The sequence below is a fragment of the Methylomagnum ishizawai genome, assembly GCF_900155475.1.
In the GTDB taxonomy this organism is placed as follows: domain Bacteria; phylum Pseudomonadota; class Gammaproteobacteria; order Methylococcales; family Methylococcaceae; genus Methylomagnum; species Methylomagnum ishizawai_A.
This window is the reverse complement of sequence record NZ_FXAM01000001.1, coordinates 1,714,948-1,730,350: the sequence shown is the minus strand read 5'-3', so window position 1 is coordinate 1,730,350 and position 15,403 is coordinate 1,714,948. Positions and strand designations below refer to the sequence as shown.

General features: G+C 64.8%; 13 protein-coding genes. 11 read left to right on the top strand and 2 right to left on the bottom strand.

Features of this window, described 5'->3' with window-relative positions:
• Positions 1 to 31: 31 nt before the first annotated feature.
• Positions 32 to 1,942, bottom strand: coding sequence for a biosynthetic arginine decarboxylase (gene speA / locus B9N93_RS07840; protein WP_085212462.1), 1,911 nt, complete (start codon positions 1,940 to 1,942; stop codon positions 32 to 34).
• A gap of 79 nt (positions 1,943 to 2,021) precedes the next feature.
• On the opposite strand from speA, the gene speE reads away from it, so the two are divergent.
• From speE to B9N93_RS07825, 3 genes are all read left to right on the top strand, one after another.
• Positions 2,022 to 2,873 (top strand): polyamine aminopropyltransferase, encoded by an 852-nt coding sequence (gene speE / locus B9N93_RS07835; RefSeq protein ID WP_085212460.1) that lies wholly within the window; start codon positions 2,022 to 2,024, stop codon positions 2,871 to 2,873.
• Positions 2,874 to 2,932: 59 nt separating this feature from the next.
• Positions 2,933 to 3,196, top strand: a complete 264-nt coding sequence (locus tag B9N93_RS07830; protein WP_085212458.1) for a DUF4404 family protein — start codon at positions 2,933 to 2,935, stop codon at positions 3,194 to 3,196.
• Positions 3,197 to 3,382: 186 nt separating this feature from the next.
• Positions 3,383 to 6,991, top strand: a complete 3,609-nt coding sequence (locus B9N93_RS07825; RefSeq protein WP_176225188.1) for a PAS domain S-box protein — start codon at positions 3,383 to 3,385, stop codon at positions 6,989 to 6,991.
• 27 nt (positions 6,992 to 7,018) lie between these two features.
• On the opposite strand, the gene mtgA is transcribed toward B9N93_RS07825, so the two are convergent.
• A complete protein-coding gene (gene mtgA / locus B9N93_RS07820; RefSeq protein WP_217807280.1) occupies positions 7,019 to 7,765 on the bottom strand; it encodes a monofunctional biosynthetic peptidoglycan transglycosylase in 747 nt (248 codons plus the stop codon).
• Positions 7,766 to 7,973: 208 nt separating this feature from the next.
• On the opposite strand from mtgA, the gene B9N93_RS07815 reads away from it, so the two are divergent.
• From B9N93_RS07815 to hisC, 8 genes are read left to right on the top strand one after another with little or no spacing between them, the layout of a single operon-like run.
• Positions 7,974 to 8,795 (top strand): ABC transporter ATP-binding protein, encoded by an 822-nt coding sequence (locus B9N93_RS07815; protein ID WP_085212455.1) that lies wholly within the window; start codon positions 7,974 to 7,976, stop codon positions 8,793 to 8,795.
• Positions 8,796 to 8,819: 24 nt separating this feature from the next.
• Complete coding sequence (mlaE, locus tag B9N93_RS07810) at positions 8,820 to 9,602, top strand: lipid asymmetry maintenance ABC transporter permease subunit MlaE (protein WP_085212454.1); 783 nt, start codon at positions 8,820 to 8,822, stop codon at positions 9,600 to 9,602.
• Between the two features lie 2 nt (positions 9,603 to 9,604).
• The gene (mlaD, locus tag B9N93_RS26980; RefSeq protein ID WP_085212453.1) at positions 9,605 to 10,471 is read left to right on the top strand and encodes an outer membrane lipid asymmetry maintenance protein MlaD; all 867 of its coding nucleotides are present in this window, start codon (positions 9,605 to 9,607) and stop codon (positions 10,469 to 10,471) included.
• Positions 10,419 to 10,676, top strand: coding sequence for an STAS domain-containing protein (locus B9N93_RS07800; RefSeq protein ID WP_176225187.1), 258 nt, complete (start codon positions 10,419 to 10,421; stop codon positions 10,674 to 10,676). The genes mlaD and B9N93_RS07800 overlap by 53 nt, the downstream gene beginning before the upstream one ends.
• Before the next feature lie 22 nt (positions 10,677 to 10,698).
• A complete protein-coding gene (gene murA / locus B9N93_RS07795; RefSeq protein WP_085212451.1) occupies positions 10,699 to 11,964 on the top strand; it encodes a UDP-N-acetylglucosamine 1-carboxyvinyltransferase in 1,266 nt (421 codons plus the stop codon).
• 10 nt (positions 11,965 to 11,974) lie between these two features.
• Positions 11,975 to 12,610: an ATP phosphoribosyltransferase gene (gene hisG, locus B9N93_RS07790; RefSeq protein ID WP_085212450.1), complete on the top strand. Its 636-nt coding sequence runs from the start codon at positions 11,975 to 11,977 to the stop codon at positions 12,608 to 12,610.
• Positions 12,611 to 12,614: 4 nt separating this feature from the next.
• Complete coding sequence (hisD, locus tag B9N93_RS07785; protein WP_085212448.1) at positions 12,615 to 13,931, top strand: histidinol dehydrogenase; 1,317 nt, start codon at positions 12,615 to 12,617, stop codon at positions 13,929 to 13,931.
• Complete coding sequence (hisC, locus tag B9N93_RS07780; RefSeq protein WP_085212446.1) at positions 13,928 to 15,016, top strand: histidinol-phosphate transaminase; 1,089 nt, start codon at positions 13,928 to 13,930, stop codon at positions 15,014 to 15,016. The genes hisD and hisC overlap by 4 nt, the downstream gene beginning before the upstream one ends.
• Positions 15,017 to 15,403: the final 387 nt, after the last annotated feature.

Here is a 15,403-nt window from a genome sequence, read left to right as displayed (position 1 = left end):
GCCCGGCCCTGGGCGGAGCTTCCGGTCCGGTTCATTCTTCGAGATAGGTATAGCCTCCCAATCCCGCCATCAACTCGCTCTCGTACAACTTGCGCTGGGCCAGGGGCAATTCCGCCTCCAACAGCTTCTTGTGATAGGCCCGTTTCAATTCCTCCGGGTCGATATGCACATAGCGCAACAGTTCGTCGGCCCCGTCGCCGCGCATGATATCGACGATGCGATAACCGCCCCGCCCGTCCAGTTCCACATTCACCGAATGGGTATCGCCGAACAGGTTGTGCATATCGCCTAGGATTTCCTGATAAGCCCCGACCAGGAAAATTCCGATCAAATACGGCTCGCCCGCACGGCGTTCATGCAGGGCCAAGGTATTCTCCAAACTTTGGCGGTCGAGATAGGTATCGATCTGTCCGTCGGAATCGCAGGTCAAATCCTGGATCACGCCACGGCGGGTGGGTTCCTGGTCCAGCCGTTGCAGCGGCAACACCGGGAAAATCTGGTCGATGGCCCAGGCATCGGGCATCGATTGGAACAGCGAGAAATTACAGAACACCTTGTCGGCCAAACGCTCGTTCAATTCGTCCAGCGCCTCGCGGTGGGCGCGGAGCCGAATATCCAAGCGCCGCCGCACGGCATGGCTGAGCGCCGCGTTCAAGCGTTCGGCCTCGGCCAATTCGGCCAGGTTCAGCTTGCCCTGCACGTACATGGCGCGGGCCTCGGCTAGGTCGAACTGCCCATCGTGGTAGATACCCAGCACGGCTTCCGAATCCAGCCGCTCCAGGCACTCGACCAGATCGAGCAACGGCTGGGCGGGGCGGATGCCCGCCGGTGCGCCGCTGTCGACCGCAGCGGCGAACACCGGGGCCGTGGCATCGTCGGGCACGGCTTCCACATCGATGATGTGGGTGATGAGCACAGCGTGATGGGCGGTCATGGCGCGGCCCGATTCGGTGACCAGATGCGGCTGCGGCAAGCCGTACTCCTCGCAAATCTCGGCGAAGGCGCGGACGATGCTCCCGGCGTATTCGTCCATGCTGTAGTTGATCGAGCATTCGCCGGTGGAGCGGGTGCCTTCGTAGTCCACGCCCAGGCCGCCGCCAGCATCGGCGACCTCGATCTCCGCGCCCAGGCGGCGCAGTTCCACGTAATAGCGCCCGGCCTCGCGTAGCGCGGTCTTGACATCGGCGATGTTGGCGACCTGCGAGCCCATGTGGAAATGCATCAGCTTGAGCCAACCGAGTTTGCCGCCCTCCTTCAGCCGCCGCACCAGTCTGAGGATTTCCCCGGCATGGAGGCCGAACTTGGATTTCTCGCCGCCGCTGTTCTGCCATTTGCCGGCCCCGATGCTGGCGAGCCGCACCCGCACGCCGATTTGCGGCTCGATGCCCAGCGCCTCCGCCTCGGACAGCACGGTATCCAGTTCGGAGAGTTTCTCGATGACGATGTGGAGGTTGAGCCCGAGGCTGCGCCCGATCAGGGCCAGCCGGATATAGGAGCGGTCCTTGTAGCCATTGCAGATGACCGTGCCGCCCTTCGACAAAGCCAGGATCGCGAGCAATTCCGATTTGCTGCCGGCTTCGAGGCCGATGCCGCGCCCATCGCCCTGGATCAAGCCCTCCACCACGCCGCGCTGCTGGTTGACCTTGATCGGATAGACCGGGGTATAACCGCCGGTGTAGTCGTACTCGGCGCGGGCGCGGTCGAAGGCGGCTTGCAGCAATAGCACCCGGTCGCGCAACACATCGGTGAAACGCACCAGCACCGGCAGGGCCAAACCCTCGCGGCGGATTTCCTGGGCCAGATCGAATAGATCGACCGAACCCGCCTCCGGGTCTTTGCGCGGATGGACGGCGACATGGCCGCGGTCGTTGATGTCGAAATAGCCCTCGCCCCAGTGTTCCAGGCCGAAGGTCTCGCGGGAATCCTGCACGCTCCAAGTCATGGTCGTCGCCAAAATCTCTTTGAAAAGGTTTAGATTATGTGGAAAATCGCCCGCTTTTTCTATTCATTAAGGAGTCCCCATGGTCAACGACAACGGCTGGTTCACCGAGGTTTATCCCAAACACGGCAGCGCCATCTCGCTCAAGGTGGTCGAGAAACTGCACGAAGAACAAACCCCGTTCCAGCGTATCGAGATTTACGAGACCGAATGGATGGGCACCTTGATGGTCATCGACGGCTGCACCATGGTGTCCGACCGCGATAATTTCCTGTACCACGAGATGATGACCCATCCGGCGCTCTACACCCACGCCAATCCGGAAACCGTCTGGATCATCGGCGGCGGCGATTGCGGCAGCCTCAAGGAAGTCCTGAAACACCCGGAAGTGAAAAAAGCCGTGCAGATCGAGATCGACGAGCGCGTGACCCGGCTGGCCGAGCAATATTTCCCGGAGCTATGCGACTCCAACCACGACCCGCGCGCCGAACTCCTGTTCATCGACGGCATCCAGTGGGTGAAGGACGCCGCCGCAGGCAGCGTGGACCTCATCATCGTCGATAGCACCGACCCCGTCGGTCCGGCGGAAGGCCTGTTCAACGCCGCGTTCTACCGCGAGTGCTTCCGCTGCCTGAAGCCGGACGGCCTCCTGGTCCAGCAGAGCGAATCGCCCTTGTTTCACGCCGAATTGATCCGGGACATGCACCACACGATGCGCGGGGCCGGTTTCGCCACAACCCGCACCTTATTCTTCCCGCAGTTCATCTATCCCTCCGGCTGGTGGAGCGGCACCCTGGCGGGCAAGGGAACGCTGGACCGGTTCCGCGAGGAAGACGCCCGGCAGCGGCCCTTCGCCACCACCTACTATAATCCCGAGGTACACCGGGCGGCGTTCGCGGCCCCGGAATTCTTCAAGCCCCTGCTGCCCCGATAACAACAACCCCCGTAGGGTGGGCCGCGACCCGCCCTACCGCCAAAAGAGGAACCACCACCATGGCCGAAAAAGAAGTCAGCGAAGCGCTATTCCACCTGCGCGGCGAAATCGAACGGCTGGACGAGGACAACATCGAACTCAAGTCCAAGCTCGAAGACCTGCTGGACGATCTCGAAGACAAACTGGAAGCCGCCGAGGACGACCAGCAGTTGCACTTGGTGGAAGACATGAAAGAAGCCGTTTCCCAATTCGAGGTCGAACACCCCACCCTCACCGGCATCCTGAACAACCTCATGGTCGCCCTGGGCAACATGGGCATCTAAGCTTCTTGCATCCACACCCGGCCCATGGCATCGTCTCCTGGCAGCGAGGCGGCACCACGGACCGGGCCAGCCGGTCTCTCCCCCCCACTTCTCGCATTCCCCGCCCCTCTCGGCCCAGCCCGCCGGGGCAGATTTTCCATCCGTCCCCCCCTGCGGGCACCCTGGTGCAAGGAATACGGACCAACCATGGATAACACCGCCAGACGGGTGCTGATTATCGACCCCAGCCTGGAACAGCGGACCCAAATCCGGCGTTTGTTGGAAACCGGTCCGGGACGCCGCTACCACTTCATCGAATGCGCCGATGGCACCGCCGGCCTGCGGGCTTGCCTGGACAATGGCGCGGTCCCGCCCGATTGCGTCCTGCTGGCCGAACGCTTGCCCGATGGCGACGCGCTCCAGGTGTTGGACGCCCTGGGCGACTACCCGGTCTCCTGCTGCCCGGTGGTGGTGGTGGCCGAGGAGGATTCCAAGCTCGACACCGGGCGGGCCTTGCGGGCCGGCGCCCAGGATTTGATCGGCAGGCGGGTGATCAACGCCGACAGCCTCGTCCGCGCCATGGACAACGCCATCCTCCGCCACACCCTGGCCCGCGAACTCCGGGGCAGCGAGGCGCGGCTGCGGCTGGGCTCCGAACTGGCGGGGCTGGCCGTCATCGAAATCGACTACCTCGCCGACATGATGAAGCTCGGCCCCGAGGCCGCCACCGTCCTGGGACTGCCCGACACGCTCCGCACCGTGCCCCGCGCCCTGGTCCACAGCCTGTTCCACCCCGAGGACCGCGCCGCCATCGACGCCCAGATCGCCCGCGCCTTGCGGCCCGAGCATGGCGTGCTGGCGCTGCAACACCGCATCCTGACCCCGGCAGGCCAGGTGCGCTGGTTATCGGTACGCAAACAGGTGTTTTTCCGCCACTCTCCCAGCGGCAAAGTGCGGCCAACCTCGGCGCTGCTGATGCTGCGCGACATCACCGGGCAAAAGCAGGCCGAAACCCAAGCCCAGGAACACCAAGCCCGGCTGGCCGGCATCGTCGATTCGGCCATGGACGCCATCATCACGGTGGACGCCTGGCAACGGGTGGTGCTGTTCAACGCCGCCGCCGAGCGGATTTTCCGCTGCCCGGCGGCGGAGGCCATCGGCGGTCCGCTGGAGCGCTTCATCCCGCAAGGACTCCGCGCCGCCCACCGCGAACACTTCCGCCAATTCGGCAGCGGACCGGCCCAAGCCCGCGCCATGGGCCGCGACGGCTTCTTCAGCGGCCTCAGGGCCGACAACGAGGAATTCCCCATCGAAGCCTCCATATCGAGGGTCGAGACCGGGGGCGAGCCCTTCTTCACCATCATCCTGCGCGATATTACCCGGCGCAAACAGGCCGAGACCGCCCTCCGCGAGAGCGAGGAGCGCTTCCGCACCTTCTTCGAGACCATCCCGGTCGGCGTGGCCTACCAGGACGCGGCGGGCCGGATCATCCTGATGAACCCCGCCGCCGAGCGCATCCTGGGCCTTTCGCAGGCGGAACTCATGGGCGGGACTTCCCTCAACCTGGAGCAAGCCTGCGTGCGGGAGGACGGCTCGCCCTTCCCCCGCACGGAACATCCGGCCTTGGTGTCGCTGCGTACCGGGCGGGAGGTACGCGACGTGGTCATGGGTTTCCGCAATCCCCGCGAAAACGATTGGCGCTGGATTTCCATCCACAGCGTGCCGCAATTCCGGCCTGGGGAAACCCGGCCCTGGCGGGTGTACACCGTGTTCCGCGATATCACCGACCAGCGCCGGGCCGAGATCGCCCTGAACCGCAGCGAGAACCGCTACCGCCTGCTGTCCGACACCGCCGGCCGCCTGCTCACCGCCGAAGACCCGCACGAACTCATCAACGAACTCTGCCACAAGGTCATGGCGCATTTGGATTGCCAGGCCTTCTTCAATCATCTGGTGGACGAATCCGGCCAGCGCCTGCGCCTGAACGCCTGGGCCGGCGTCCCCGCGGCGGTGGCGGCGGATATCGAACACCTGGGTTTGGGCGAAGCCATCTGCGGGAACATGGCCCGGACCCAGCGGCGCGTGGTGATCGAAGATATCGCGAACTCCGGGGACGACCGCGCCATCCTGCTCCAAAGCCTGGAACTCCAAGCTTATTGTTGCCATCCGCTGGTCGCCGGATCGCGCCTGATCGGCACCCTGGCCTTCGGTACCCGCAACCGGTCCCGCTTCGCCATCGCCGACATCGAGTTGATGCGGATCGTGGCCGACCAGGTCGCCGTCGCCATGCAGCGCATCCTGAGCCAGCACGACCTACAGGCCAGCGAAGAGCGCTACCGCGGCTTGGTCGAGCAGGCCGCCGACGGTATTTTCGTCAGCGACGCCGAGGGCCATTACCTCGATATCAATTCGGCGGGCGCGGCCATGCTGGGCTACCGCCGGGAAGAAATTTTGCAACTCGGCCTCACCGATACGGTCGCGCCCCCCGAAATCCCCCGCCTCGCCCCGGAAGTGGCCCGGTTGGCGGAAGGCACGGTGGCGTGCAGCGAATGGCTGTTCCGCCGCAAGGATGGCTCCTTGTTCCCCGGCGAAATCATGGCGCGGCGGCTGCCCGGCGGACGCTTACAGGCGATCCTGCGCGATATTTCCGAGCGCAAGCAAAACGAGGCCAAGCTGCGGGAGCAAGCCCAGCGCCTACGCGAAGCCGACCGCCGCAAGGATGAATTCCTGGCGATGCTGGCCCACGAACTCAGGAACCCCCTGGCCCCGATCCGCAATGCCGCCAATATCCTGCGCCATCCGCGCCTCGCCCTCGGCGAATTGGGGTGGTGCCGCGATATCATCGAACGCCAGATCGAACAACTCACCCGGCTGGTGGACGATTTGCTCGATGTGTCGCGCATCACCCGCGGCCATATCGACCTCAAGCAAACCGCGGTGGAAGTCGCGGCCATCCTCGGTCGCGGGGTGGAAACCAGCCTCCCCGCCCTGGAAAGCCAAGGGCACCAACTGGCCGTGACCCTGCCGGACCCCCCGTTGTGGGTGCGGGGCGACCTGATCCGGCTGGCGCAAGTGGTGTCGAACCTGCTCAACAACGCGGCCAAGTACACCGACCCCGGCGGCAGGATCGAGCTCGGCACCTGGACGGAAGGCGGCCGGGTGGTCATCAGCGTCCGCGACAATGGCCGCGGCATCGACCCCGCCGCGCTGCCCGAGTTGTTCGACCTGTTCTATCAGGTGGAGCAAACCCTGGAGCGTACCCAGGGCGGCTTGGGCATCGGCCTGTCCCTGGTCAAACGGCTGGTGGAATTGCACGGCGGCGTGGTGGAAGCCCATAGCGCGGGCCGGGGCCGGGGTAGCGAGTTCGTGGTGCGCTTGCCCCGGCTCGCGGAGCCAGACCCCGCCCGCGCCATCCCGTCCGATCCCGCGGGCACCCCACCCAGCCCGCGCCGGGTGCTGATCGTGGACGACAACGAGGACGCGGCGGACAGCCTGTCCCTGTTGCTCGGCCTCGAAGGCCACCAAACCCTGACAGCCCACGATGGCCGCCAAGCCCTGGCCCTGGCCCTTTCCGAACGGCCCGAGGCGATCCTGCTCGACATCGGCCTCCCAGGACTCAGCGGCTACGAGGTCTGCCGGAAAATCCGCGAGGCCGGGATGGCGGAGACCTTGATCGTGGCGGTGACGGGCTATGGGCAGGACGGGGATATCCGGCTGGCGCGGGAAGCCGGGTTCGACGCGCACCGGGTCAAGCCGGTCGATCCCGAGGACATCCGGGCATTGCTGGCCCACAACCCCAACACCCCGCCGACATAGCCCGGATTCCATTACGTTCCATCCGGGCTACACGCCCAAATCGCCCAGTTGCCGCATCTGCCGCACAATCCATTGCTGGCGGCGTCCCACATAAGCCGAGGGTTTTCCGGCCTTCAGCACGATGGGATTGGGCAACACGGCGGCCAACAGCGCCGCCTCTTTTTCATCCAAGTGGGCGGCGGTCTTGCCGAAATAAATCCGCGCCGCCTCCGCCACGCCGTAGATGCCATCGCCGAACTGGGCGATATTGAGATAAACCTCCAGGATGCGCTCCTTGGGCCAACAGGCTTCGATCAGCACGGTGAAATAAGCCTCCAAGCCCTTGCGCAAATAACTGCGCCCCGGATACAGAAACAGGTTCTTGGCGGTCTGCTGGGACAAGGTGCTGCCACCGCGCAGACGCTTGCCAGTTTGGTTATGCCGCCACGCCTGCTCGATGGCCTGGAAATCGAAGCCGCCATGCTCGAAGAACCCTTGGTCCTCGGCGGCGATCACGGCATCCTTGGCGGACGTGGAGATTCCGTCCCAATCGACCCAGTGGTAATTCAGGCGGAAATCCGTGCGCCGGGCAGCGATAGCCTCGGCTTGCGCGATCAACATGAAACTGGTGATCGGCGGCGGCAGCCAGCGCAGCAGGGCGACCGACGCCACCGTGAGCAAGACGAAGCCCAGCACCAGGCCGCGCAACCAGCGGAAACAGCGGCCTGGCCAGGACACGGCGGGAGTGGATGGCTTGCGCCGGAACATGGATGGCGATTCAACGATGGAAAGCATGGGAGTCCAAAGCTTGCTTTCGATGCCCCCGCCCCGCCAAAGCCAGCCCTGGAGTCCAAAAACACGCTTATTCCGGTCGCGCATCGGCCCGGAAGCCCCCGCACGCCAACCGCCATCATAGCGAAAAACCAAGCGAGTTGACTGAACCGGCGGCGCTCGCCAGAATACGCCCCTTTGCGATACGCCCAGCTTGGCTCCCCATCGACACATGAGCGGCGACCCGTCGGACAGCGGCATCTTAATCTCCATACGCGATCTGGTCTTCAGCCGCGGCGACCGGAAAATCTTCGATGGCGTCAGCCTCGACATCCCCCGCGGCAAGATCACCGCCATCATGGGACCGAGCGGCACCGGCAAAACCACCCTGCTCAAGCTGATCGGCGGCCAGCTCCGGCCCGACGGCGGCAAGGTCTACGTGGACGGCCAGGATGTCCATCAACTCGGGCGCTCGGCGCTCTACGAACTCCGCAAGCGCATGGGCATGCTGTTCCAAAGCGGGGCGCTGCTGACCGACCTCAGCGTCTACGAGAACGTCGCCTTCCCCCTGCGCGAGCACACCCGGCTCCCGGAATCCATGATCCGCACCCTGGTCCTGATGAAATTACAGGCGGTGGGATTACGCGGGGCGCGGGATTTAATGCCGGCGCAGCTTTCGGGCGGCATGGCGCGACGGGTGGCCTTGGCGCGGGCCATCGCCCTCGATCCCACGATGATCCTGTACGACGAGCCCTTCACCGGCCAAGACCCGATTTCCATGGGCGTGCTGGTCAAGCTGATCCACGACCTCAACCGGGAACTGGGACTCACCAGCATCGTGGTCTCGCACGATGTCGAGGAAACCATCGGCATCGCCGACCAGGTGTTCCTGGTTTCCGAGGGCAAGCTGGTGGGCCAGGGCACGCCCGACCAGATCGAGGAATCCGTTTCGCCCTGGGTCGGGCAATTCATCCACGGACTGGCCGACGGCCCCGTGCCCTTCCATTATCCGGCCCCCGCCTATCTCGATGATTTGTTCGCCGCACGCGACTGAACCCCAGCCACCCCGAGCCCTATCATGCTAGGTCCCTTGCAGCACCTCGGCCACGTCACGCTGAGCGCCCTCCGCAAACTGGGGCGGGCGCACCTGTTCATCGCCCAAGTCCTGGGCGGCCTGCCGGAGACCCTGTGGCGACCGCGGCTCCTGGCCGCGCAGATGTATTCGGTCGGCGTGCTGAGCATCCTGCTGATCGGCGTTTCCGGGCTGTTCGTCGGCATGGTGCTGGGCTTGCAGGGCTTCTATGTGCTGTCGGATTTCGGCGCGGAACAAACCCTCGGGGTCATGGTCGCCGCCTCCCTGGTGCGCGAACTCGGGCCGGTGGTCGCCGCCCTGTTGTACTCGGGCCGGGCCGGTTCCGCCCTCGCCGCCGAAATCGGCCTGATGAAAGCCACCGAGCAACTGTCCGGCATGGAAATGATGGCGGTCGATCCCATCCGCCGCATCGTCGCGCCCCGCTTCTTCGCCGGGCTGCTCTCCATGCCCTTGCTGGCGGCGATCTTCACCGCCATCGGCGTGATCGGCGGCTATTTCGTGGGCGTGGGGCTCCTGGGCGTGGACGAGGGCGCGTTCTGGTCGCAGATGCAGAGCAAGATCGATTTTTATGACGATGTCCTGAACGGACTCATCAAAAGCGCCGTGTTCGGGGTGATCGTGACCTGGATCGCCGTGTTCGAGGGTTATGATTCCGTACCCACGGCGGAAGGCATCAGCCGGGCGACGACCCGCTCGGTGGTGTACTCGGCCTTCGCGGTACTGGGATCGGATTTCGTGTTGACGGCCTTGATGTTTGGAGACGCCTAATAATGCAGGCTAGCAAAACAATCGAAACCTGGGTGGGTTTATTCGTCGCGATGGGCTTGGTCGCGCTGTTCTTCGTGGCGATGCAGGTCAGCAACCTGGCCGAACTCCAGACCAACGAGGCCAGCTACAAGATCACGGCCCGGTTCGAGAACATCGGCAGCCTCAAGGTGCGGGCGCCGGTCTCGGTGGCCGGGGTCAAGATCGGCCGGGTCAGCCATATCGGCTTCGACAACAAGACCTTCGAGGCCATCGTCGAGATGCGGATCGAACCGCAATTCAACACCTTGCCGGTGGACACCAGCGCCAGCATCCTGACGGCGGGCCTCCTGGGCGAGCAATATATCGGGCTCTCGCCCGGCGGCTTCGACGACACCCTCAAGGACGGCGACGAGTTGGAACTGACCCAGTCGGCCATCGTCCTGGAACAGGTCATCAGCCGGTTTCTGTTCAACAAGGCCGAAAGCGGCTCGGGCAACAACAACAGCGGCGGGTCCGATGACGATTCGGCGGACTCCGGTTCCGCCGCCCCCGCCGTGAACCCCGCGCCTAGGGCGGACACCGGCGCGGCCCCAGCGCCGGAAGACGCGCCCGGCCCCGCCGAAAGCACCGGCACAGCCCCCCCCAACACCACGACACCGCACCAGCCCACCCGGCCAAAGGGGATTCCGCCAAGGCCGAAGGCAAAAAAGCCGATCCCAAGACCGAAAGCCACCCCGGCAAAGCCGCAGGCAAAGGCTCCAACCCATGAGCCGCACGGAGCAACCGGGTGGGTTCGAGTTGGCCCAAACCGCCGGGGGCCACGCCTGCCGTGGGGCGTTGACCTTCGCCACAGCCACCCAAGCCCTCAAGCAAACCGCCGGGCTGTTTAAAGACGGCGGGACCACGCTATGTTTCGATCTCGCAGGGATAGAACGCGCCGACAGCGCCGGAATGGCCTTGTTGGTCGAATGGCTGCGCCTCGCCCAAGAGGCCGACATCCGCCTGCGCTACGCCCGCCCGCCCGAACACCTCCAGGCCATGGCGCGGGTGAGCGGTTTGGCCGAATGCCTCTCCCCGGACCCCGCAACCGATTAACCGCACTTCCAAGAGCAAGCGAATGGACAAACTCATCATCACCGGCGGCAAACCCCTTTCCGGCGAACTCCGCATTTCCGGGGCCAAGAACGCCGCGCTGCCCATCCTGGCGGCGACGCTGTTGTCCGAAGCCCCCGTCACCGTGGGCAACGTCCCCCACCTGCACGATATCACCACCACCATGGAACTGCTGGGCCGCATGGGCGTCCGGCTGATGATCGACGAAAAGATGAACATCGAGGCCGACACCTCGCACATGGAGAACTTCTTCGCGCCCTACGAACTGGTCAAGACCATGCGGGCCTCGATCCTGGTGCTGGGTCCGTTGCTGGCCCGGTTCGGGCAGGCCGAGGTCTCGTTGCCCGGCGGCTGCGCCATCGGTAGCCGCCCGGTCAACCTGCATTTGCAAGGGCTCGCCGCCATGGGCGCGGACATCAGCGTCAGGAACGGCTATATCCACGCCAAGGCCGACCGCCTGAAAGGCTGCCGCTTGGTGCTGGAACAAGTCACCGTGACCGGCACCGAGAATTTGGTGATGGCGGCGGCGCTGGCCAAAGGCACCACCCTCATCGAGAACGCCGCCCGCGAACCGGAAGTGGTGGACCTCGCCAATTTCCTCAACGCCATGGGCGCCAAAATCCACGGCGCGGGCACCGACATCCTGGAAATCGAGGGCGTCCCCTCCTTGTCGGGCGAAGGCTTGCGCTACCGCATCCTGCCCGACCGCATCGAAACCGGCACCTATCTGGTCGCCGCCGCCATGACCGGCGGCAAAGTCAAGCTCAAGGACACCCGGCCCGATTTGCTGGATTCGGTCCTGCTCAAGCTGAGCGAAGCCGGGGCCAAGCTGACCTGCACCGAGAACACCATCGAACTCGATATGCAGGGCCAGCGCCCGCACGCGGTTTCGCTGCGCACCGCGCCCTATCCCGCCTTCCCCACCGATATGCAGGCCCAGTTCACCGCCATGAACACGGTGGCGGATGGCGTCGGCGTCATCACCGAGACGGTGTTCGAGAACCGCTTCATGCATGTCCACGAGATGCAACGCATGGGCGCGGACATCACGGTCGAATCCAACACCGCCATCATCCGCGGACGTCCGGGACTCAACGCCGCGCCGGTCATGGCGACCGACCTCCGCGCCTCGGCCAGCCTGGTGTTGGCGGGCTTGGTGGCGGAAGGCCAGACCGTGGTGGACCGCATCTACCACATCGACCGCGGCTACGAGTGCATCGAGGAAAAGCTGTCGGCCCTGGGCGCGGAAATCCGCCGCGTCCCGCACTGAGGTCGCCGCCATGCTCACCCTCGCGTTATCGAAAGGCCGCATCTACGACGAAGCCGTGGCCCTGCTGGGCCGCATCGGCATCCAACCCACGGTCGATCCCGGCAAGAGCCGTAAGCTCATCATCCCGACCAATCGGGACGGCTTGCAGTTGCTCATCATCCGCGCCACCGACGTGCCGACCTATGTCGAATACGGGGCCGCCGATCTGGGCGTGGCCGGCAAGGATGTGCTGGTGGAATACGATTCCAACGGGCTGTACGAGCCGCTGGACCTGGGCATCGCCCGTTGCCGGTTGATGACCGCCGGGAAGCCCGGTGAACCGACGCTGCGCGGTGGCCGCTTGCGGGTCGCGACCAAATACGTGAACGCCGCCCACCGTTATTTCGCGGGCCGGGGCATCCAAGCCGATATCATCAAGCTGTATGGCTCGATGGAACTGGCCCCTTTGGTCGGCCTTGCCGATTGCATCGTGGACGTGGTGGACACCGGCAACACCTTGAAGGCCAACGGCCTGGAACCCAAGGAACTCATCATGGACATCAGCAGCCGCTTGATCCTCAACAAGGCCGCGATGAAGATGAAACACGCCGAAGTCACCGGCTTCATCGCCGAACTCAGGCAAGCCCTCGCCCAATCCCCGGAGTGAACCCATGGCCGATTTCTCCATCACCCGCCTCGACGCCCGCCAACCGGATTTCGACCGCCAACTCGACGCCGTGCTGGCCTTCGATCCGGCCTCCGACGCCGATATCCATGAGCAAGTCGCCGAGATCATCGCCCAGGTCCGGCGTGACGGCGATGCGGCGTTGTTGGAATATACCCGCCGCTTCGACCGCCACGACCCCGTGAGCGCCGCCGCCTTGGAATTGCCGCAAGCGGCCTTGGAAGCCGCCTGGAACGGTTTGGCCCCGGCAGTCGCCGCCGCCCTGGAAACCGCCGCCCAGCGCATCCGGGCCTATGCCGAACACCAGAAAATGGCGCCCTGGAGCTACACCGAAGCCGACGGCACCCGTTTAGGCCAGCAGGTCACGCCGCTGGACCGGGTCGGTCTGTACGTCCCCGGCGGCAAGGCGGCCTATCCCTCCTCGGTGCTGATGAACGCGATCCCGGCCAAGGTCGCGGGCGTGCCGGAACTGGTGATGGTGGTGCCGACTCCCGGCGGCGAAACCAACCCGCTGGTGCTGGCGGCGGCGCATATCGCGGGGGTGGACCGGGTGTTCCGGGTCGGCGGGGCGCAAGCCGTCGCCGCCCTGGCTTATGGCACCACCACCCTGCCCCGTGTGGACAAGATCGTCGGTCCCGGCAATATCTATGTCGCCACCGCCAAGAAGCTGGTGTTCGGGCAAGTCGGCATCGACATGATCGCCGGGCCTTCGGAAATCCTGGTCATCAGCGACGGCGGCACCGATCCCGATTGGCTGGCGATGGACCTGTTCTCCCAGGCCGAACATGACGAGGATGCCCAAGCCATCCTCATCGCCACCGACGCCGCCTACCTCGATGCGGTGGAAGCCAGCATCCGCGGCTTGCTGCCGACCTTGGAACGGGCCGGGGTAGTCAAGACCTCGCTGTCGAACCGGGGTGCCTTGATCCTGGTGGAAGATTTGGACCAAGCCGCCGCCGTCGCCAACCACATCGCGCCGGAACATCTGGAACTCTCGGTGGCGGACCCGGACGCGCTCCTGGGCAAAATCCGCAACGCCGGGGCCATCTTCATGGGCCGCCACACCGCCGAGGCCCTGGGCGATTATTGCGCGGGACCGAACCACGTCTTGCCGACCTCGGGCACGGCCCGCTTCTCCTCGCCCCTGGGCGTGTATGATTTCCAAAAGCGGTCCAGCGTGATTTTCTGTTCGCCGCAAGGCTCGGACACCCTGGCCCGTACCGCCTCGGTCCTGGCCCGTGGCGAAGGCTTGACCGCCCACGCCCGCTCGGCGGAATACCGCATCGTGGAATCCGCATCATGAGCGGGCTGGACAATAAAGTTGGGAAACTGCTCAGGCCGGAAGTCTTGGCACTCTCGGCCTATCACGTCCCGGACGCCAAGGGCTACATCAAGCTGGACGCCATGGAAAACCCCTATTCTTGGCCGGAAGACATGGTCGCCGAATGGCTGGAACGGCTGCGCGGCGCGGAACCCAACCGCTACCCCGATCCCGCCTGCGCCGACCTGAAAGCGGGCTTGTGCCAAGCCAACGGCGTCCCGGCGGGCGCGGAACTGCTGCTGGGCAATGGCTCGGACGAGATCATCCAAATCATCCTGATGGCGGTGGCCGGACCGGAAGTCACCATCCTGGCTCCGGAACCCACCTTCGTGATGTACCGGCAAATCGCGGTCAGCCTGGGGCTGCGCTTCGTCGGCGTGCCTTTGCGGGAGGCGGATTTCGGGCTGGACCTTGACGCCATGCTGGCGGCCATCGCCACGCACCGACCCGCCGTGGTGTTCCTGGCCTATCCCAACAATCCGACCGGCAACCTGTTCGAGGCGGCGGACATCGAGCGGATATTGGCGGCGGCACCGGGCTTGGTGGTGGTGGACGAAGCCTATGCGCCCTACGCCGACGCCAGCTTCATGCCCAGGGTGTTGGAATTCGACAACCTCGTGGTGATGCGCACCCTGTCCAAGCTGGGCTTGGCCGGGCTGCGGCTGGGGTTCCTGGCCGGAGCCGGGGCTTGGATCGGGCAATTCGACAAAATCCGCCTGCCCTACAACATCAACGTGCTGACCCGCATCAGCGCCGAATTCGCCCTGGAAAAGCTCCCGGTCTTGGATGGACAGGTGCGTTGCCTATTGCGCGACCGCGCCGTGCTGGCCGCAAGCTTGGCCCAGTTCGACGGCATCCGGGTCTATGACAGCCGGGCCAATTTCATCCTGTTCAAGCTGCTCAAGCACGACGCCCCGCAGATTTTCCAGGCACTCAAGGCGGCGGGCATCTTGGTGAAAAACCTGCATCCCGCCGGGGGGCCGCTGGCCCAATGCCTGCGGGTGACGGTGGGAACGCCGGAGGAGAACCAACGCTTCGTCGAGGTGTTGCGGGCGCTGTTGGGATAGGCGCTTCCCAAGATTTCTTCCTATAGGTTTTTCCCACACGGCACAGGATAATACCGGCACCCAACGCAGGGTTGTCCCGGCCCCGCGAACCGCCCCGGCGGTTCCGCATCCAGCCTGGGCGCGACGCCGCGCCCGACCGTTCGCCAGCCAAGAGCGACGGGCCGCCACCGGAGCGCAAAGCCGCCCTCCCCGACCCTTTCCCGTTCCGGCGGGAATAGGCGTTTCCCTTGTCGATAAACCTACAATTGTTGTCTTTGTCTTGACCGATTGGGCGTTCTCACACAAAATCCACGCCCGCGAAACTCAGTGTTAAACAACAAGAATGCGAACGTTTGAACAACCCCTTCCAAAACACCCGTTCGATCCAATAAAAGCCCAAAACATGGA

Excerpts from the sequence above, each read along its gene's own strand:
- speA (WP_085212462.1), bottom strand. The coding sequence starts at position 1,942 with ATGACTTGGAGCGTGCAGGATTCCCGCGAGACCTTCGGCCTGGAACAC.
- speE (WP_085212460.1), top strand. The coding sequence starts at position 2,022 with ATGGTCAACGACAACGGCTGGTTCACCGAGGTTTATCCCAAACACGGC.
- B9N93_RS07830 (WP_085212458.1), top strand. The coding sequence starts at position 2,933 with ATGGCCGAAAAAGAAGTCAGCGAAGCGCTATTCCACCTGCGCGGCGAA.
- B9N93_RS07825 (WP_176225188.1), top strand. The coding sequence starts at position 3,383 with ATGGATAACACCGCCAGACGGGTGCTGATTATCGACCCCAGCCTGGAA.
- mtgA (WP_217807280.1), bottom strand. The coding sequence starts at position 7,765 with ATGCTTTCCATCGTTGAATCGCCATCCATGTTCCGGCGCAAGCCATCC.
- B9N93_RS07815 (WP_085212455.1), top strand. The coding sequence starts at position 7,974 with ATGAGCGGCGACCCGTCGGACAGCGGCATCTTAATCTCCATACGCGAT.
- mlaE (WP_085212454.1), top strand. The coding sequence starts at position 8,820 with ATGCTAGGTCCCTTGCAGCACCTCGGCCACGTCACGCTGAGCGCCCTC.
- mlaD (WP_085212453.1), top strand. The coding sequence starts at position 9,605 with ATGCAGGCTAGCAAAACAATCGAAACCTGGGTGGGTTTATTCGTCGCG.
- murA (WP_085212451.1), top strand. The coding sequence starts at position 10,699 with ATGGACAAACTCATCATCACCGGCGGCAAACCCCTTTCCGGCGAACTC.
- hisG (WP_085212450.1), top strand. The coding sequence starts at position 11,975 with ATGCTCACCCTCGCGTTATCGAAAGGCCGCATCTACGACGAAGCCGTG.
- hisD (WP_085212448.1), top strand. The coding sequence starts at position 12,615 with ATGGCCGATTTCTCCATCACCCGCCTCGACGCCCGCCAACCGGATTTC.
- hisC (WP_085212446.1), top strand. The coding sequence starts at position 13,928 with ATGAGCGGGCTGGACAATAAAGTTGGGAAACTGCTCAGGCCGGAAGTC.